19 protein-coding genes, 10 tRNA genes and 1 other annotated feature are annotated in these 18,919 nt (G+C 37.9%); of the genes, 27 read left to right on the forward strand and 2 right to left on the reverse strand.

Features of this window, described 5'->3' with window-relative positions:
• Window positions 1–19: 19 nt before the first annotated feature.
• The 14 genes from BHU72_RS06360 (at window position 20) to BHU72_RS06425 (ending at window position 12,070) form a co-directional block, all read left to right on the forward strand.
• Complete coding sequence (locus BHU72_RS06360) at window positions 20–1,213, forward strand: bifunctional 3,4-dihydroxy-2-butanone-4-phosphate synthase/GTP cyclohydrolase II (protein ID WP_069701797.1); 1,194 nt, start codon at window positions 20–22, stop codon at window positions 1,211–1,213.
• Window positions 1,214–1,256: 43 nt separating this feature from the next.
• Window positions 1,257–1,727 carry a 6,7-dimethyl-8-ribityllumazine synthase gene (gene ribH, locus BHU72_RS06365; RefSeq protein WP_069702034.1) on the forward strand — a complete coding sequence of 157 codons (471 nt, stop codon included), beginning with the start codon at window positions 1,257–1,259 and terminating at the stop codon, window positions 1,725–1,727.
• A 55-nt stretch (window positions 1,728–1,782) separates the two neighbouring features.
• Window positions 1,783–2,775 carry a tryptophan--tRNA ligase gene (gene trpS, locus BHU72_RS06370; protein WP_069701798.1) on the forward strand — a complete coding sequence of 331 codons (993 nt, stop codon included), beginning with the start codon at window positions 1,783–1,785 and terminating at the stop codon, window positions 2,773–2,775.
• Window positions 2,775–3,506 (forward strand): segregation and condensation protein A, encoded by a 732-nt coding sequence (locus BHU72_RS06375; RefSeq protein ID WP_069701799.1) that lies wholly within the window; start codon window positions 2,775–2,777, stop codon window positions 3,504–3,506. Before trpS ends, BHU72_RS06375 begins: the two co-directional genes overlap by 1 nt.
• Window positions 3,507–3,521: 15 nt before the next feature.
• Entirely contained in the window at window positions 3,522–4,088 is a 567-nt protein-coding gene (gene scpB / locus BHU72_RS06380; RefSeq protein ID WP_069701800.1) for an SMC-Scp complex subunit ScpB, read from the forward strand.
• Window positions 4,089–4,360: 272 nt separating this feature from the next.
• Entirely contained in the window at window positions 4,361–4,999 is a 639-nt protein-coding gene (locus BHU72_RS06385) for a DUF2953 domain-containing protein (protein ID WP_069701801.1), read from the forward strand.
• On the forward strand, window positions 4,992–5,387 hold the full coding sequence (gene ytfJ / locus BHU72_RS06390; RefSeq protein ID WP_069701802.1) for a GerW family sporulation protein: 396 nt from the start codon (window positions 4,992–4,994) through the stop codon (window positions 5,385–5,387). The genes BHU72_RS06385 and ytfJ overlap by 8 nt, the downstream gene beginning before the upstream one ends.
• Window positions 5,388–5,456: 69 nt before the next feature.
• The gene (locus BHU72_RS06395; RefSeq protein ID WP_069701803.1) at window positions 5,457–6,596 is read left to right on the forward strand and encodes a D-alanyl-D-alanine carboxypeptidase family protein; all 1,140 of its coding nucleotides are present in this window, start codon (window positions 5,457–5,459) and stop codon (window positions 6,594–6,596) included.
• On the forward strand, window positions 6,593–7,180 hold the full coding sequence (locus tag BHU72_RS06400; protein ID WP_069701804.1) for a nucleoside recognition domain-containing protein: 588 nt from the start codon (window positions 6,593–6,595) through the stop codon (window positions 7,178–7,180). Before BHU72_RS06395 ends, BHU72_RS06400 begins: the two co-directional genes overlap by 4 nt.
• Window positions 7,181–7,321: 141 nt before the next feature.
• The gene (locus BHU72_RS06405) at window positions 7,322–7,861 is read left to right on the forward strand and encodes a spore maturation protein (protein ID WP_069701805.1); all 540 of its coding nucleotides are present in this window, start codon (window positions 7,322–7,324) and stop codon (window positions 7,859–7,861) included.
• Window positions 7,862–7,948: 87 nt separating this feature from the next.
• The gene (locus BHU72_RS06410) at window positions 7,949–8,674 is read left to right on the forward strand and encodes a pseudouridine synthase (protein ID WP_069701806.1); all 726 of its coding nucleotides are present in this window, start codon (window positions 7,949–7,951) and stop codon (window positions 8,672–8,674) included.
• A gap of 5 nt (window positions 8,675–8,679) precedes the next feature.
• On the forward strand, window positions 8,680–9,393 hold the full coding sequence (locus BHU72_RS06415) for a response regulator transcription factor (protein WP_069701807.1): 714 nt from the start codon (window positions 8,680–8,682) through the stop codon (window positions 9,391–9,393).
• Window positions 9,394–9,456: 63 nt separating this feature from the next.
• Entirely contained in the window at window positions 9,457–11,175 is a 1,719-nt protein-coding gene (locus BHU72_RS06420; RefSeq protein ID WP_176720422.1) for an ATP-binding protein, read from the forward strand.
• 70 nt (window positions 11,176–11,245) lie between these two features.
• On the forward strand, window positions 11,246–12,070 hold the full coding sequence (locus BHU72_RS06425; protein WP_301553496.1) for a histidinol-phosphatase: 825 nt from the start codon (window positions 11,246–11,248) through the stop codon (window positions 12,068–12,070).
• A gap of 58 nt (window positions 12,071–12,128) precedes the next feature.
• Here the strand turns inward: BHU72_RS06425 and serA are convergent, their stop codons facing one another.
• Entirely contained in the window at window positions 12,129–13,718 is a 1,590-nt protein-coding gene (gene serA, locus BHU72_RS06430; protein ID WP_069701809.1) for a phosphoglycerate dehydrogenase, read from the reverse strand.
• A gap of 70 nt (window positions 13,719–13,788) precedes the next feature.
• Window positions 13,789–14,023: a binding site (T-box leader), on the reverse strand.
• A 139-nt stretch (window positions 14,024–14,162) separates the two neighbouring features.
• Between serA and BHU72_RS06435 the strand changes: the two genes are divergently transcribed.
• Complete coding sequence (locus tag BHU72_RS06435; protein WP_069701810.1) at window positions 14,163–15,191, forward strand: hypothetical protein; 1,029 nt, start codon at window positions 14,163–14,165, stop codon at window positions 15,189–15,191.
• Here the strand turns inward: BHU72_RS06435 and BHU72_RS06440 are convergent.
• Window positions 15,192–15,266 (reverse strand) — tRNA-Gln (locus BHU72_RS06440).
• A 177-nt stretch (window positions 15,267–15,443) separates the two neighbouring features.
• On the opposite strand from BHU72_RS06440, the gene BHU72_RS06445 reads away from it, so the two are divergent.
• The 12 genes from BHU72_RS06445 to BHU72_RS06500 all read left to right on the forward strand — a co-directional run bounded on the left by BHU72_RS06445 (window position 15,444) and on the right by BHU72_RS06500 (window position 18,918).
• Complete coding sequence (locus BHU72_RS06445; protein ID WP_069701811.1) at window positions 15,444–15,818, forward strand: hypothetical protein; 375 nt, start codon at window positions 15,444–15,446, stop codon at window positions 15,816–15,818.
• 347 nt (window positions 15,819–16,165) lie between these two features.
• Window positions 16,166–16,657, forward strand: coding sequence for an Lrp/AsnC family transcriptional regulator (locus BHU72_RS06450; protein WP_069701812.1), 492 nt, complete (start codon window positions 16,166–16,168; stop codon window positions 16,655–16,657).
• The gene (locus tag BHU72_RS06455) at window positions 16,654–17,844 is read left to right on the forward strand and encodes an aminotransferase class I/II-fold pyridoxal phosphate-dependent enzyme (RefSeq protein ID WP_069701813.1); all 1,191 of its coding nucleotides are present in this window, start codon (window positions 16,654–16,656) and stop codon (window positions 17,842–17,844) included. Before BHU72_RS06450 ends, BHU72_RS06455 begins: the two co-directional genes overlap by 4 nt.
• Before the next feature lie 288 nt (window positions 17,845–18,132).
• A tRNA-Asn gene (locus BHU72_RS06460) sits at window positions 18,133–18,207 on the forward strand.
• Window positions 18,208–18,220: 13 nt separating this feature from the next.
• Window positions 18,221–18,297 (forward strand) — tRNA-Met (locus BHU72_RS06465).
• A gap of 7 nt (window positions 18,298–18,304) precedes the next feature.
• Window positions 18,305–18,379 (forward strand) — tRNA-Glu (locus BHU72_RS06470).
• Between the two features lie 8 nt (window positions 18,380–18,387).
• A tRNA-Val gene (locus tag BHU72_RS06475) sits at window positions 18,388–18,463 on the forward strand.
• Window positions 18,464–18,495: 32 nt separating this feature from the next.
• A tRNA-Thr gene (locus tag BHU72_RS06480) sits at window positions 18,496–18,571 on the forward strand.
• Window positions 18,572–18,574: 3 nt separating this feature from the next.
• Window positions 18,575–18,660 (forward strand) — tRNA-Tyr (locus tag BHU72_RS06485).
• An 8-nt stretch (window positions 18,661–18,668) separates the two neighbouring features.
• A tRNA-Trp gene (locus BHU72_RS06490) sits at window positions 18,669–18,744 on the forward strand.
• Window positions 18,745–18,764: 20 nt separating this feature from the next.
• Window positions 18,765–18,840 (forward strand) — tRNA-His (locus BHU72_RS06495).
• A gap of 3 nt (window positions 18,841–18,843) precedes the next feature.
• Window positions 18,844–18,918 (forward strand) — tRNA-Gln (locus tag BHU72_RS06500).
• The last annotated feature ends 1 nt before the right edge of the window (window position 18,919 follow it).

Below are 18,919 nucleotides of genomic sequence, written 5' to 3' on the forward strand. Positions count from 1 at the left end.
ATGAATTGGGGGTCACAGCATGTTTAACAGAATAGAAGAAGCCATTCAAGATTTACAAGAAGGTAAGATTGTCATTGTCGTAGACGATGAAGACCGTGAGAATGAAGGGGATTTTGTTTGTCTAGCGGATAAGGCAACACCAGAAAATATAAATTTTATGATATGTCATGGTAAGGGATTGGTCTGTGTACCAATTCATGAACAACGCGCCAAAGAATTAAAGCTGCAACCAATGGTAGAAACGAATACAGACAGCCTTTGCACAGCATTTACCGTATCGATAGATGGACCACTCTCAACTACAGGTATATCTGCATACGAACGTGCACAAACAATTGCTGATATGTTAAATCCAGAGATTAAGCCAGAGGATTTTAAGAAACCAGGGCATATTTTCCCGTTAGTCGCTAAAACTGGTGGTGTATTAGTACGTGCTGGTCATACAGAAGCGGCAGTAGATTTAGCGAAACTTGCTGGAGGGTATCCAGCGGGTGTAATCTGTGAGATTATTAATGATGATGGTACAATGGCCAGGGTACCACAGCTTCAAGAATTGGCTCGAAAATTCGACCTGAAGTTCATTACGATTAAGGATCTCATCAGTTATCGCGCATCGAATGAACAACACGTGGAAGTTGCAGCAGAAGCGAATCTTCCCACTGAGTTTGGTGAATTTAGGGTATTAGTATATAAGAATAGCTTTGATAATAAAGAACATTTAGCGATAGTAAAAGGTGATGTATCAGATGGTGAGCCAGTTCTAGTAAGAGTTCATTCAGAGTGTCTTACGGGAGACGTGCTAGGATCTTTACGTTGTGATTGTGGTTCACAATTAAAAGAAGCGCTTAAGAAAATCGAAGAAACTGGACGAGGCGTATTGTTATATATGCGTCAAGAAGGCAGAGGCATTGGCTTAACCAATAAAATTAAAGCATATAACCTTCAAGATGAAGGTTACGATACAGTAGAAGCGAATATTAAATTAGGCTTTGCTGCTGATTTAAGAGATTACGGAATTGGCGCTCAGATTCTTAAGGATCTAAAAATACATGGGATTCAACTCATGACGAATAATCCGAAAAAATTAAAAGGATTAGAAGGATATGGACTGCAAATTGTGGAAAGAGTTCCATTAGAAGTCGGATCATGCACATGTAATAATCATTATTTGCGTACGAAAAAAGAAAAACTTGGCCATATGTTACAATTCTAAGATTTATAAGCTAGATTCCACTACGATACAAGAAAGGTTGATAATAATGAAAATATATGAAGGTAATTTAATAGGACAAGGACTGAGAGTAGGCATTATAGTCGGCAGATTTAATGAGTTTATTTCTTCTAAATTGTATACTGGTGCGGTTGACGCTTTTAAACGTCATGGTGTAGAAGAAGATGATATTGAAGTTGCATGGGTGCCAGGGGCATTTGAAATTCCATTAATTGCGCAAAAAATGGCAGACTCCAAGAAATATGATGCCATTATTACTTTAGGTGCTGTCATCCGTGGGTCTACACCTCACTTTGATTACGTATGCAATGAGGTGGCGAAAGGGGTAGCTTCTACAAGCTTAAAAGCAGGACTACCAATTATCTTCGGTGTATTAACGGTAGACTCCATTGAACAAGCGATTGAACGTGCAGGCACAAAAGCAGGGAATAAAGGTTGGGAAGCGGCAGTATCTGCGATTGAAATGGCTAACTTAAGCCGTAACTTTGATATATAAGGATAGATTGTTATCGAGTAAAAGACACGGAATACCAAACTGAGGGGGTAACAAAATGACAGATGTGAAAAAAACGCTCATGAGTGGAATGCGTCCTACGGGTGAACTTCATTTAGGGAACTATTTAGGAGCCTTAGAAAATTGGGTAAAGTTACAGAACGAATACAACTGTTTCTTTTCAATAGTAGATTGGCATGCATTGACCACTGCATATAAAGAAGTGGAACAACTGGATATGAGAATTTTTGATATGGCTTGTGATTGGTTAGCAGCAGGACTTGACCCGAAGCAATGTGCTATTTTCCGCCAATCAGATATTAAAGAGATTGCTGAGCTCCACTTACTCTTTTCTATGATTATTCCGTTATCTTGGTTAGAGAGAGTACCGACGTATAAAGACCAATTACAACAATTAAAGGAAAAAGAAATCAATACTTATGGATTCCTAGGTTATCCATTACTACAAGCATGTGATATTCTTGTCTGTCAAGGAGAAGTAATTCCGGTAGGGGAAGATCAAGTTCCGCATATTGAATTAACGAGAGAAATCGGTAGAAGATTCAATCATTTATACAATTCGGAAGTATTCAAGGACCCAATTGCCAAACTTACAGAGAATAAAGTGCTTCCAGGCTTAGATAATCGCAAGATGAGTAAAAGTTATCAAAACTATATTCGCTTAACGGCTAGCCCTGACGAAATCATGCAAAAAGTACGTTCTATGGTAACTGATCCAGAGCGTATTCGCAAAGATGATCCAGGCAACCCTGAAGTATGTAGTGTATATGCATATCACAAAATTTTCAATACGGACCAAGCTCAAGAGGTTGCAACTGCTTGTAAAGCAGGAACGATTGGTTGTATGCAATGCAAAAAAATATTAGCTGAAAAATTAACACTTCTCATTCAACCAATCTATGAGAAAAAACAAGAGCTAGTCGCAAATCCAGATTACGTAAAAGATGTGCTCAATGATGGTGCGAAGAAGACGAGAGCCATTGCATTACAATCACTAGAAAAAGTTAGGGAACTGATGGGTGTAAGGTAATGGCCTATAGTGTACGCCTTGACTCGTTTGAGGGGCCGCTCGACCTACTCCTGTACTTGATAGAGCAAGCAGAAGTAGACATCTATGACATTTCTATTGCTGAGATTACACAACAATATTTAGACTATTTAAAAGCGATGAAAAGCTTAGAATTAGATATCGCCAGTGAGTTTATCTTGATGGCTGCTACGTTATTGTCTATGAAAAGTAGAAAGCTATTACCAAAACCTATACAGCTACAACCGCTAATTTCTGAATATGTAGAAGAGATTGATCCGCAAGTTGAGCTTATGAACCGTTTGATTGAATATAAGAAATATAAGAAGATTGCTGAGTATCTTAGAGAGAAAGAGAGTAAGAGGAGTTTATATTTCAGTAAATTACCATCAAACCTGGAGCAATTCTATCAAGAACAGACGGAGCAAAAGATTGATACAATCTCAGTATACGACCTAGTCAGTGCGTTCATCCATGGGATCCATCGGAAGTATCAAGTGGATCCAATTGCAACGATTCAAAAAGAGGAAGTTTCTGTAGATGATAAAATCTCGCAAATACGCTCATTTCTATCGATTAACGATTCCATAGCTTTCTCTAAGCTAGTATCAAGAAAGAGTGTTAGTGAAGTAGTGGTAACTTTACTAGCGATTTTGGAGCTGATGAAGACTCGGGAAGTTACTTGTATTCAAGATCAGTTATTTGAAGACTTTATCATTATGGTGATGAAATAGGGTGGGGGAAACGTAATGGATGACATAGAGAAGAAAAGAGTCATAGAAGGCGCCCTTTATTTATTTGGTGAAGATGGGTTATCTCTGAAACAAATTTGCTCTTTACTTGATACGGATGAGGATGATGCCCTTGATTTAGTACTAGACCTACAACAGGATTTCATTCGCGACAGTAGAGGGCTACAAATCATCGAAATCGCTGATAGTTTCTCTCTTGTCACATGCATAGAACATGCACCATACTACGAGAAACTTGCGAAAGAGAATCAACAAACCGCTTTGTCACAAGCTGCCATTGAAGTGTTATCGATTATTGCGTACAAGCAACCGATGACCCGGGCAGAAGTGGAAGAGATACGTGGCGTTAAGTCTGAAAAGGCAATTAACTCATTATTGCAGCGGAACTTAATTGAAGAAGCAGGAAGAAAAGAAGGTTTGGGTAGGGCAAGACTATATAAGACAACGAGAGACTTCCTTGACTGTTTCGGGCTACGAGATATTACTGAGTTACCGAGTATACCTGAACTTACACTGGAAGAAGAAGAACAAATTAGAAATCTATTTCAAGAAGAGCGTGAATAGTCACGTTCTTTTTTTAGTACATCAGAATTTATAAATTTTATCTGATGTACATAGCTCTGCATTAGCAACACATTAGTAAATAAATTACTGTGTTTTTGCGTCAGTGCAACTAAAGGTATTCTTAAATCGAGTCTTAATGCAAAGCATATAGCGAGACTTATGTACCTGTGTGCTTCGCTAAAGCTCGGCGAATACCAAGTTTTCTTTATTCTAAGTTTAGCACATAGATAAAATGGGTAATAATGTAATATTACTTTTTACGGAGGATATATATGCCCTGGTATTGGTTGCTCTTAATTTTCTCACTCTTTATTACTTTCCTTATCATGGTTACTAACACAAAGGCCGAGATTTACTTCCAAAGACACGGGGAAGACAATGATTATCTTTTGATTACTATTACCATTTTATATTTTATTAAATTGAAAAAAGAGATTGCAGTAATCGATCTCAATAAAAAGGGCAATGATTTAGGAATTCAGCTCAAAGATCAACAAAGCTCACCGCTTGGGTCAGATTTAATTAACATTAAGTTTGAATCGATTAGGAGGGTATTGGAAAAAATCAATCAAATCGTGAAAAGATTACATCATGTCATTCAATCAATGAGGAAAATTTTACGTGGTTTTAAAGTCACAACATTTCATTGGACAACACATGTAGGCATTAATGATGCAGCAGTTTTAGGGCCAGTAGTTGGCGGAATTTGGGCAATTAAAGGTACGATTATGCAATACTTCTTTTTTTTCTTTCCACTTAAGGAAAAGCCGAAGGTGCACGTCAATCCGGACTACTATCAATATTTATTCAAAATGCAGTTCCATTGTATATTCCAATTTAAGGTAGGCTATGCTATATATGCTGGAATAAAATTATTTTATCTATATTGGAAAGGGGTACGTCATGTCTAATCATCCAATTCAAAACTTAATGTCAAATGCAATGGAAAATTTGAAAACCATGATTGACGTCAATACAATCGTAGGTGATGCGGTAGAAACTCCTGATGGTAGTATCATTATTCCTGTATCAAAAGTGGGTTTTGCTTTCGCAGCTGGGGGAACAGAATTTGATATCGGAGAGACGAAAGGGCAACAAGGATATCCATTCGGTGGTGGTAGCGGTGGAGGAGTATCCATTTCTCCCGTAGCTTTTCTGGTCATAAATCGTGGTGAGATTCGATTACTACCCCTTGATAACAACATTCAGCTTTTAGATCGCATTGTCGATTTGACACCAGAAGTAATAGACAAAATACAAAAAGCATTTAGCAAGGAAGAGAGCAAGCCTCAGTATTGATGGCTTGTTTTTTTTCGTTCTAGCCCTCGAATATAGGACATATATTGCAGTAATGGGAGGGGTCGATTTATGCGTAATTTCAAGTCGAAATTGACAAAAAACAAGATCATTCTAAAAACAATTGTAATTTTATGTATGCTAGCGTTTTTAATACAGCCGGTAAATGTTATGGCTGTCGCCCTGAGCGCTCAAACAGCAGTGTTGGTAGATGTTGAGAGTGGAAGGGTACTATATAGTAAAAACGAGAATCAAAAAATGTTAATCGCATCTTTAACGAAGATTATGACTGCCATTGTAGCTATAGAGAATGCAAAGCTAGAGAGTCAAGTAAAAGTGAGCAAAACTGCATTTGGTGTAGAAGGATCATCGATTTATCTAAAGCTCAATGAAAAAATGAAATTACATGATATGCTATACGGCCTTATGCTACGATCGGGAAATGATGCGGCCACGGCGGTAGCAGAGCATGTTAGTAGTAGTATGGATAAGTTCGCCGAAGTAATGAATGGAAAAGCTAAAGAGATAGGAATGAACGGTACAAATTTTTCTAATTCCCATGGCTTAGACTGGGGAGAAGGGAATTATTCAACGGCAAGTGATATGGGGAAATTGCTGGCATACTCTTTAAGAAATCCAGTGTTTAAGGATATTGTCAGTACCAAAGTAAAAAAGGTTCCATGGGAAGGCGAATCCTATGACCGTGTATTTTATAACAAGAATAAAATGCTTTCTCTCTATCCGGGGGGAGACGGGGTTAAAACGGGATACACCAAGAAAGCTGGGCGCTGTCTAGCTTCATCAGCTTCAAAAGACGGCTGGCAGCTCGCGACGATTGTACTAAATGCACCTGACTGGTGGAGAGACTCTGCAAGATTACTAGACTATGGTTTCCAAAACTATCAGAGACATTTACTTATAGAAACAGGCAAACCTGTAAAAGATGTCCCTGTGTTATTAGGGAAAGCTGCAAGAATTAATTTAATCGTAGAAAAAGAAATGCACTATCCAATTAAAGAAGATGAGAAAGATAAATTCTCTTATGTGTGGAATATTCCAGATACCGTAAAAGCACCTGTGAAGAAAGGGCAGACTATCGGAAATGTGGTAGTGCTCTTTGAGGAGCAAGAAATCGCGAATGTGGCATTATATAGTAACACCTCTGTTGATAAACTAAGCTTCTTTGAGAGAATTCGGGGATACTTTCAATGATTAATGGAATTTGGTTATTCTTTTTAGTTGTTGGGGTAGGGTTTGCTGGGGTAACTGGAAACATCGATAAAGTCACCAATTCAGTATTGCAAGGTGCAGAGTTAGGGGTTGGCGTTAGTATAGGACTTATAAGTATTCTTGTGTTTTGGCTGGGAATCGTTAATATTGCAGAAAAAGCTGGATTGATAGAAAAACTATCAATTATCCTTGGGCCAATCGCAAGATTTTTGTTTCCAGAGATTCCTAGAAATCATCCGGCCATGGGATATATATTATCGAATATGAGCGCAAATATGCTTGGTATTGGTAATGCAGCCACACCATTAGGTATTAAAGCTATGGAAGAACTGCAAAAGATTAATCCTAATAAAGAAACAGCGAGTAGAGCCATGTGTACCTTACTTGCATTAAATACATCAAGTATAACGCTAATTCCGACTACTATTATTGGTTTGCGATTAAAGTTTGGTTCTGTGAACCCAGCTGAAATCATTATTACTACAATCATTGCTACTATGATTTCTACAACGGTAGCAATTATGGCGGATAAATATTATAGAAATAAAGAGAGACATATAGCATAAACGCCGTTATTTTTATACTATCAGATTTTATAAATTTAATGTTGATAGTATAACGGCAACTAAGGCATTCACCTGCGTCAAAAAGGACTTGGTGTATGCAAGTTTTGTTTATAATGTTTTGCTATATTAGGGGGATGTATCGTGTATGATTCCGTTGCTAAGATATCGTCCTGGGCAATACCAATCATTGTAGTTGGGATTCCACTGTATGCCTATGCGATAAAGAAAATACCCGTGTATGAGATTTTTATTGACGGTGCCAAAAATGGTTTTACTACTGCAATTTCAATATTGCCGCACCTAGTAGGAATGATGGTTGCAATCACAGTGTTCCGTGAATCTGGCGCTTTAGATTTTTTTCTGTTGCTTTTAGAACCAGTACTAAAGCCTATTATGATTCCTAAAGAAGCGATCCCATTAGGATTAATTCGTCCAATATCGGGAAGTGCAGCATTGGGGATTACTACAGATATTATGAATACCTTTGGACCAGATTCTATGATTGGTCGTATCGCATCTACAGTGCAAGGCAGTACAGATACTACCTTATACGTGCTTACGGTGTATTTTGGTAGTGTCGGTGTCAAGAAAATTCGTTATGCTTTGAAAGTAGGATTATTAGCAGATGTTGCAGGATTTATTGCAGCCGTATACATTTGTTTATTGTTTTTCGGTAGCTAGAGGGATTGAGCAATCAATCCCTCTTCTTGCATGATATAGCTTAATAGTTTATTATTCTATCATAAGCTACTCGAAATGAGGAAGACAATGGAACGATTACAGAAATATATGGCAGCTTGTGGTGTGGCTTCACGTCGTAAGTGTGAAGAGTTAATTGAATCAGGACAAGTTACAGTCAATGGACAAACGATTACCGAATTAGGCTTTCGTGTGGACCCTATCATGGATCTCATTCATGTGAATGGACAACCCTTACATAAAGAAAACAAAAAATATATCATGCTTCATAAACCACGGGGATATGTAACAACTGTTACAGACCCGCAGAATCGTAAAACAGTGATTGATTTACTTGATAATATTGAAGAAAGATTATTCCCTGTTGGCAGACTAGATTATGACACTAGTGGACTATTATTATTAACGAACGATGGGGACCTAGCATATAAGCTGACGCACCCAAGTTTTGAGTTAGAAAAAGAGTACGTTGCAAAGGTCCTAGGAAAGCCGCATGAAAATGCTTTAAATGCTCTTCGCAAAGGTGTTATGCTTGAGGATGGAATAACAGCTCCCGCAAAGGTTGAACTTCTCGAATGTGATGCGAATTTTTCTAAGATTAAAATAATCATCCACGAAGGTCGAAATCGTCAAGTGAGAAGAATGTTTGACTATATTAAACATCCAGTCAGAAGGTTAATGAGAGAAAAGGTTGGATTTCTCACACTCGAAGGATTGGACATTGGGAATTATCGTGACTTAACTTCGGAGGAAGTAACTCGCTTATTTAATGAATTAGCTAAGGAAAGAGAGTGAAATCTATGGATGCAAATAAAATATTAATAGTCGATGACGAAGATCGTATTCGTAAATTACTAAGGATGTACCTTGAAAGAGAAGGTTATGAAATAGACGAAGCGGAAGATGGTACTACTGGTTATGACAAGATTATAGGAAATGAATATGATTTGATTTTGTTAGATATTATGCTACCTGGTATGGATGGATGGGAGATTTGCCAAAAAGTCAGGAAGCATAAGTCTGTTCCGATTATTATGTTAACAGCAAAAGGCGAAGAAGAGAATCGTATTCAAGGCTTTGAAATTGGGGCAGATGATTACGTGGTTAAGCCCTTCAGCCCAAGGGAAGTAATCATGCGTGTCAAGGCTTTGTTGAAAAGGTCATCTGCGACAGCCTACCTTGCAGGTGACACACAGTCGTCCAATGTACTCATTTTTTCTAATATTATTATTGATCACGATGCTCACCTTGTGCAAATCGATAATCAAGAAGTTAGTTTAACCCCTAAAGAGTACGATTTACTATATTATCTTGCGAAAAAACCGGAGAAGGTATTTAGTCGTGAAGAGCTTTTAAAAGAAGTATGGAATTACGATTTTTTTGGTGACCTTAGAACGGTAGACACCCATGTAAAACGCCTTCGCGAAAAAATAGGAAATATTTCACCAGAAGCTGAGCAACGGATTGCAACAGTATGGGGAGTAGGTTATAAATTTAAAGCAGGGAAAATATAAGGAGAACCCATGATAAGAAAGAGCATTATTTTTAAGTTATGGATATCTATATTGATGCTCATGATGTTTACTATTGTTTTTCTTGGTGTTTTTGTTGGTAAGTATTTTGATGAGCTATATTATTCCTTTGAGACAAGGAGTCTAGTATCGAAGGCCAATCATATATCAGAAGTGATTGTATTTCGCCAGGATAAGAAACTAGCTTCTGAGATTACGTGGGAAATTGCTAGGGAAGCAAAAGCTTCTGTCTTTATAGAAACGCAATGGGAATTTATCGGTTCTGTGGATACGGGTGTTAATTTAGAAGAGATTCCAGAAGAAGTTAAGCTCTCGCCGACAGATATCGAACGGATATATCAAGGACAGGTAGTTGTAAGACGTGGATTTCTCCAAGATCAACAGTCGGAGATTTTAGCTGTCGGAGTTCCTTTGGTGAATCAAAGGCGTGAAATTTTTGGTGCTGTAACGTTATACAAGCCAACACAACAAATTTCAGAAATCATTAACCAGGCGGAGATGTTGATTGTATACACTGCTACAATTGCTCTGCTTCTTAGTATTGTACTAGCAATCTATTTATCCAAGCGGATATCCGATCCACTACTACAAATGAATGATGTTGCAAGGAATATGGCAGAGGGTAAATTTAACCGCCAAATTCACGTGAAAACGGACGATGAGATAGGGACGTTAGGTCATTCGATGAATGTTCTTGCTCTTGAATTAGATAGTTCTATTCAGGCGTTAAATAAAGAGAAAGAACAATTAAATAGTATTCTATCATCGATGTCAGATTCGGTAATGACCATTAGTAAGGATAAGAAAATCATAATATCTAACCCACCAGCTACCAAACTCTTAAAGCAATGGGTAATGAACTACCGTACAGGACAACAGTATTATATTGATAGGCTTCCGAAGGAACTTGCCGACATGATTGTAGAAGCTTTCAATAAGGAAGAAGAGTTAAATCATGATGTGAATATACTAGGAAGAACATACGCTGTCGCAGTCGACCCACTATATCAGAATTCTAAGCAAATTAATGGAATCGTTGCGGTATTAAGGGATGTAACGGAAGAGAAGAGAATGGATAAGCTTCGTAAAGACTTTGTAGCGAATGTTTCCCACGAGTTACGTACGCCGTTAGCGATGCTTCAAGGTTATAGTGAAGCATTATTAGACGATATAGCAGAGGATCCCAAGACGCGCAAAGAATTAGCAGAAGTAATTAATGATGAGGCGCTTAGGATGAAACGCTTAGTCAACGATTTATTAGATCTTGCAAAATTAGAGGCCAGACAAATTGAATTAGATAAAACAACAATTGAAATGAGGGAAGTCTTAGATTCATTGTTAAAAAAATATACCCGTTTACATCCGAATAAAGAATTTGCATTTCAAACGAGTGGCCATGATATTTACTGTTATGTGGATATTGCACGTATAGAACAAGTGTTGATTAACTTAATCGATAACGCGGTTCGTCACACGGGTGATCATGGGAAAATCACCGTCGAATTATTTCAAAATGATATGGTTACGATTACGGTGCAGGATAATGGTTTTGGTATTCCAGAAGAAGATTTACCTTTTATATTTGAAAGATTTTATAAGGCAGATAAAGCGAGAACGCGTTCGAAATCTGGAACCGGTTTGGGATTAGCGATTACCAAAAATATCATTGAGGCTCATCTTGGTGAGATAAGTGTAAAGAGTCAAATAGATGTAGGCACAACATTTATCATAGAATTACCGAAGTTAAGTGGCGAACAATGGTAGAACTTTTTTCGTCGGAAAGAAGGTTTTTTTGTCAGAACCTCGAATAGTATAAATAGCCTATAAGAAAGTGGTGATTACGCTGCTAACGGACTATCATGTGCATATAGAACAAGGGAAATATGACTTAGAGTGGTTGCGGAAGTTTGTAAATAAAGCCAAGGAGCAAGGGATTGATGATCTTGGTATAAGCGAGCATGCATACAGGTTTAAAGAGACTAAGGACATTCTATTTAACCCATGGGTCGAAAAGCGACAAACCGAAAGTATTGAAGAATATTTACATCTGCTTTTTTCAGCTAGAGAACAAGGGATGCCTATAAAAATTGGCATTGAGATGGATTATATTCCTGGTAAAGAGGATGTAACGAAATTGTTTCTTGATCAATATCAATGGGATTATGTCATTGGCTCTATTCATTGGATTGATCAATGGGGCTTTGATTTAAGTGAAATGAAAGAAGAATGGAATAAGCGCGATGTAACGGAAGTTTATATCACATATTTCCAAAACCTAAAGAAGATGGTAGATAGTAAACTGTTTGATATAGTAGGGCATTTTGATGTGATTAAGATTTTTGGCCATGTACCTGAAATGCGAGAAGAGTTACTCGTTGTCATTGACGATGTGATTCAAAGTATTAAGCAAAATAATATGGTTGTAGAAGTAAGTACTGCGGGATTTAGAAAACCAGTAAAAGAGATTTATCCGAAACCACAATGGCTTGAAAAGTTTTTTGCTAATGAAATTCCGATTTGTTTATGCTCGGATGCACACGCTCCTAATGATGTGGGAAGCGGATACTCAGATGCATTACAAATCATATCAGAGATAGGATATAAGCAACTAGCAGTATTTGAACAACGCAACTTTCAGCTGAAGGATATTAAATCTTAAACAAAAAAACAAGCACTCAATCATAACTGGTTGAGTGCTTGTTTATCACAATATACTGCTAGTTTTGTAAATCTACATTGAAAATGCTATTTATACCACTTACGGCTTCTAATTTTTTTACTACATCTTCTGGAATACGTTTATCAACACCTAGAACCATAACTGCGTCTCCGCCAGCTACTTTTCTGCCCACTTGCATTGTTGCAATGTTGATATCAGCTTCTCCGAGCATGGTACCTACAATCCCGATAATACCTGGTTTATCAGTATGCTGTGCTAAAAGAAGATTACCTACAGGATTTGCATCTACAGTATAACCATTGATGTTTACGATTTTAGCTCCGTATCCATTGAGCAGGGAGCCAGCTACTTGAATGTACTCATTCGCTGTTTTTACAGAAATGCTAACCAAGTTAGCAAATCCTTTACTTGTATGAGTTTTGCTTTCCACGATTTCAACATGTTTAGACTTTGCTGCTTTGTAGGCGTTAATATAGTTCACGTCATCTGCTAGATGGTAAGATAATAATCCGCGAATAATATAACGGCTTAGTGGTTCGCATTTCAAGTCTGCAATATTTCCTGCGTATGTGATTTCTAACTTTTCGATTCTACCTGTACTGATTTGCGCAGCTAATGAACCTAATTTCTGTCCTAACTTGAGGTAAGGTTTTAATTCAGCAAAATCTTCTTCTGGAAGGATTGCTAAATTGACTGCATTCTTAAAACCTTTGCCATGAAGGACATTCGCTACTTCCTCCGCTACGTCGATAGCAACATTCAATTGTGCTTCCTCAGTAGAAGCCCCTAAATGAGGTGTTGCTACAAGCTGTGGAAGCTCCAGAAGAGGATTCCCAACAGCCGGTTCTTCTTCAAATACATCTAAAGCTGCTCCAGCTACGATACCTTCTTTGATAGCGTCATACAAAGCCTCTTCATTTACAATTCCTCCACGGGCACAGTTAACGATTCTAACACCCTTTTTCATCTTTGCAAATTGTGGCTTGTCTAACATATATTTCGTTTCTTTAGTTAACGGGGTATGGAATGTTACAAAGTCTGCCTTTTCAAATATTTGTTCAACAGAGGCTAGAGTAATGCCTAATTGCTCAGCTCGTTCTTGCGACATAAATGGGTCAAAGCCCAAAATGTCCATGTTAAACGCCTTCGCTCTTTTCGCAACTTCAGCACCTATACGTCCAACACCAACAACACCTAATACTTTTTTGTTTAATTCAACACCTGTAAAGTTCTTGCGATCCCATACGCCATGCTTTAATTTGCCATGTGCTTGAGGGATGTTACGTGCCATGCTGATTAACATTGCAAAGGCATGTTCAGCTGTAGAAATTGTATTTCCATCAGGTGCATTGATAACAAGGATACCACGATCCGTAGCTGCATCAAGATCAATATTATCTACCCCGACACCAGCTCGTCCTATAACCTTAAGATTTTTCCCTGCGTTGATAACTTCAGCAGTAACTTTTGTTTGGCTTCTAACTAATAATGCATCAAAATTTCCGATGATATTCAATAGTTGTTCTTTTTCTAAGCCTGTTTGAATGGTAAGATCAACCATAGGATCTTCAATTAAGCTTTTTAAACCAACATCTGAAATAGGGTCACTAACTAACACTTTAAACATGAATACATTACCTCCTATAGTTATCAAAATCTAATAAAAAAAGCCCATACGTGCGCCTTTATGCTTTGCATAAAGGGACGTAGGACATTGCCTCCGTGGTACCACCCTTGTTCGTCTAAACTTCACAGTTTCAGACCTTGGTAGGTTATTACAACCTTGCATTATAACGGAATGCACCGGGTTACCCTAATATTATCTTCAGGTAAACAGCTCGTAATTGCTTCGTTAATAGTTTGTATCGATTTGCACCAACCATCGACTCTCTGGGAACAAATATATTAACAATTATTCGTCATAGCTGTTCGATTATTTTGAATATTTGTTTTAGATATTGTATAAAAATGTATCACGGTAGAAGTATTTCGTCAAGTATAAATCTACCTCATAAAGCAAGTTTTCATGAATAATATAATGTAAATAGATTTGTTTTGAGGGGGTTAATCAATGAAGAAAATGTTAATCAGTACACTGGTCATTATCTTCTGTATCTTTTCTTTTTGGACAGGAATTCATAGAATCATGGACACGAAAGAGGGATTCCACTATATTAACCCTAACTTTGCATTAGTGGAAAAAGCGCTGTTTATAAAGGCTCAGGAATATGGAAATAAGTCTATGTTGAACAGTAGTATAAAAATAATGCAGGAAAATGGAATCCGAAGTGTATTTCTGGAAATGCCGTCCGAACCAAACTTGGAAACATTAGTAAATACAGCAACTATATTGAACAATTATGGCCTTACAATCGGTGTCTGGTATAACTATCATCAAATCGTTTCTTTATCCCGTGAAGATATTTGGAATCAAATACAACGTGTTCAACAAGAGCTTATCGTAACGACGATTCCGGTTTATGCATTCGTAACACTCGAAACAAACGATTTAATATCCTATCGTGATGCATATTTAAAGAAAATTAATGAATTTACAAAAGAGCTAAAGGAACGACAAGCATCTCATCGTTTGAACGTACCAGTAGGGTGGATAATACCCGCCAGTGAAAATCAAAAGCTTTTTCAAACGTATCATGATAACTATACTAAAAAATTTCATTTCCATGTTTTGGACGTTGCTGATCAATTAGCCATTGTTCCGAACGGGAAGCTACCGTTTAAGAACCAAGTGCTAAATGAAATCGTGTATGGGTCTAAGAAAAGTAAAACTGCTCATCTTGCACTAGATGGTAATTATCTGAAACATAACATTGGGAAAATGGAAGAATTATTAATGGATGTATTTGAAATTCAAAGGATTGATAAAGAAAGTAAACTTATTATACTAGATCAGCAGATACTACATCAGATGATTAACAATCGATATGATCTCAATCAAGATCACGTTGTAAACTATAAAGATTTATTTGACTTTGTCATAGCATACATTACACGATCAACGACAAAACAACACGATTTTAACCAGAACCGTGTTGTTGATTATTATGACTTGTTAGCGTTGTTTATCAATCTTAAGTAGTGGCTGGGAAGGCAGGGATTGAACCTACGAATACCAGAGTCAAAGTCTGGTGCCTTACCACTTGGCAACTTCCCAATGCATTATTATTACAATACTAGAATATCCTGAAGAGTTTAGTTCATGCATTCCAATATATAACAGCCTAATTGTTATAAAACACTTTTGTTATATAAAGAAATGTGTTATACTATATACATAACAGATTGTGCTACATAGTAAGAAAAAACTTTGCATTATATAGGAGGGTCTTTCATGAAATTGCGTCAAGACTTACACAAGTACCCATATAATCAGGATCCTGTTTATAAAACTTATGATCATAATTTTGCTCTAAATATATTAAAGCACCCTGATGAGATTCAGATGTTTGAAGAGCTTATGGGTTCCCATGACGAGGTTTTAACTGAATTCGTTAAAGTCTGCTGTAGTCAATGCGACTGTAAATTTTTCTCGCCGCAGGTGATTGTAAATCCTTACGGTTACGGAACGGAGGGCGCTATGGTATTGGATCAACACCATTCGTGTCATCATTGTGGGGCATCTTCAAATATAGAAGAAAGCATTTTCAAACTACTTGGACGGGTAAAGGAATACTTAATGGAAGATACTTTGGATTACGTAGGGTAAAGACTTTGGAAAAGCTGTTCTATGAACGGCTTTTTTTATTACACTATCAGAAAGTATAAGTTTTAAATGTAGTAATATAGCTGTGCATTAGCAACACATCAGCAGTAAACTGCTGTGTTTATGCGTCAGGCAACTAAGGCATTCTTAAAACGAGACTATGCGAAGCATATAGCGAGACTTATGCGCTTGTGTGCTTCGCCAAAGCTTGGCGAATGCCAAGTTTTCCTTAAATTTCTAACTTATATTTCATGAATAGAAACACCTTGACAATCCAATATATCTATAATACGCTACCTGATAAAATAGCCAAATTTACTGAATTCTTTGATAAAAAGGGGAGTAGGGTTATGACTGAGATTCATTTACAAATTGCACAATTAATTCGCGATAATAGTAAGATTACCCATAACGAAATAGCAAAAATGCTTGATTTAGAGGAACAAAAAGTAACAGAGCTAGTCCGTGAGATGGAAGAGAACGGTACAATCGTTAAGTATACAGCGATGATTAACTGGGAAAAAGTATCTTCTGAGCAAGTGATTGCAATGATTGATGTAAAAGTAGCGCCCAAAAGAGGGCAGGGATTTGATGCTTTAGCTGAACGCATCTATAGATTTCCTGAAGTACAATCAGTGTATTTAATGTCTGGAAGTTATGATCTTTCTGTAGTCGTCGAAGGGGATAACTTGAAACAAGTTGCTGAATTTGTTCGTTCTAGGTTAGCTCCATTAGAGGATGTTGTATCTACTACCACTCACTTTATCTTGAAGAAGTATAAAGAAAATGGAGTAATTTTTGATAACTCCAAAAATGATGAGCGTTTGGTGGTTTCGCCATGAACATACAAGACAAATTATCACCAACAGCAAAAGAAATTCCTCCTTCCGGCATAAGGAAGTTTTTTGATTTAGTAGTAGCTACTGAAGGTGTCATATCGCTAGGTGTCGGAGAACCAGATTTCATCACGCCATGGCATATTCGTGAGAGCTCCATTCATTCGTTAGAGAAAGGTATTACATCTTATACATCGAATGCTGGTTTGTTAGAACTACGAGAAGAAATTAGTAAGTATTTAGAAACGGGTTTTTCACTTAAGTATTCACCGCAAAATGAACTAATGGTTACTGTCGGGGCTAGTGAAGCCATAGATATTGCATTACGTGCATTAGTTTCTTCTGGCGATGAAGTATTGGTTGTTGAACCTGCGTATGTTTCCTATTCCCCTTGTGTCATCCTTGCTGGAGGAACCCCAGTATCTGTGCCAACATTTCAAAAAGATGATTTCAAATTAATGCCGGACGCACTGGAATCTAAAATTACAGCGAAGACGAAAGCAATTATCATGTGTTTTCCTAATAATCCTACTGGAGCAATTATGGAAAAAGAAGATCTTGAAAAAATAGCAAAGATTATCGATAAACATGACCTCATCGTAATATCAGATGAGGTATATGCAGAATTGACTTATGGCAAACGCCATGTAAGTATAGCGAGTCTTCCAGGTATGAAAGATCGAACAATTAATATAGGCGGACTATCTAAATCTTTTGCTATGACTGGCTGGAGAATTGGATACGTGGCAGCTCACCCAGAAATTATTGGAGCGATGTTGAAAATCCATCAATATACGATTTTATGTGCTCCTATCATGGGTCAAGTCGCAGCTTTAGAAGCAATGAAAAATGGTCATAATGAGATGAAAAAAATGATAGAGCAGTATGACCAAAGAAGGCGATTGATTGTTAAGGGATTTCAGGAGATGGGGCTTTCATGTCATACTCCAAAAGGTGCATTTTATGCGTTCCCATCGATTCAAGCAACAGGGTATGATGACCACGTGTTCGCAGAAGAATTATTAAAAGAAACAAAGGTCGCAGTAGTGCCGGGATCGGTATTTGGTGAAGGTGGTAAAGGCTTTATTCGTTGTTCGTATGCAACGTCGTACTCAAAAATCTCAGAGGCTTTAGAACGAATCGAGAAATTTGTTACACCACGACTTAATGGGACTTGTGACAAGGTCATCTAACATTATCAGAAATATTAAATTTTGATAAATAAGTAGCTTTGTATTACAATAAATCAGTAATATTATATTTTGTGAAAAATGTTGAATGATAATGAATACAAGAGATATAATACAATAAAAGCGCTTTTTAAGCGCTTTTATTGTTAGAAGATGAGTTGCATTTATTAATCGAGAATGGTAATATAACAATTGTCGCTGTTTTGGACACGCGCAACATTGAATGAAAATAATAGTTGACAAATCTGCGAGCCACATTATATAATAGTACTTGCAGCTTAAAAATAATATTCCTTCGTAGCTCAACGGTGGAGCAACCGGCTGTTAACCGGTAGGTTGTAGGTTCGAGTCCTACCGAAGGAGCCAAAATGCATGATATGGCGGTGTAGCTCAGCTGGCTAGAGCGTACGGTTCATACCCGTGAGGTCGGGGGTTCGACTCCCTCCGCCGCTACCATATTTAAGGCCCGTTGGTCAAGCGGTTAAGACACCGCCCTTTCACGGCGGTAACAGGGGTTCGATTCCCCTACGGGTCACCATTTTGAATGGACGGTTAGCTCAGCTGGGAGAGCACCTGCCTTACAAGCAGGGGGTCGGCGGTTCGATCCCGTCACCGTCCACCAGAGTTTTACTCATAAACAAACACATTAAACACGCCGATGTAGCTCAATTGGTAGAGCAACTGACTTGTAATCAGTAGGTTGGGGGTTCAAGTCCTCTCGTCGGCACCAAATGGATGGATGCCCGAGCTGGCCAAAGGGAGCAGACTGTAAATCTGCCGGCACTGCCTTCGTAGGTTCGAATCCTACTCCATCCACCATTGTTTGTAGGGGAGTAGCTCAATTGGTAGAGTAGCGGCCTCCAAAGCCGACGGTTGCGGGTTCAATTCCTGTCTCCCCTGCCATTATTATTACACAAAGCATGGTGGGTGTGGCGAAATGGCTAACGCATCGGATTGTGGTTCCGACATTCGTGGGTTCAATCCCCATCACTCACCCCATGTTGGGAAGTCGCCAAGCGGTAAGGCACCAGACTTTGACTCTGGCATTCGTAGGTTCGATCCCTGCCTTCCCAGCCAA

The organism is Desulfuribacillus stibiiarsenatis (assembly GCF_001742305.1).
Classification (GTDB): domain Bacteria; phylum Bacillota; class Bacilli; order Desulfuribacillales; family Desulfuribacillaceae; genus Desulfuribacillus_A; species Desulfuribacillus_A stibiiarsenatis.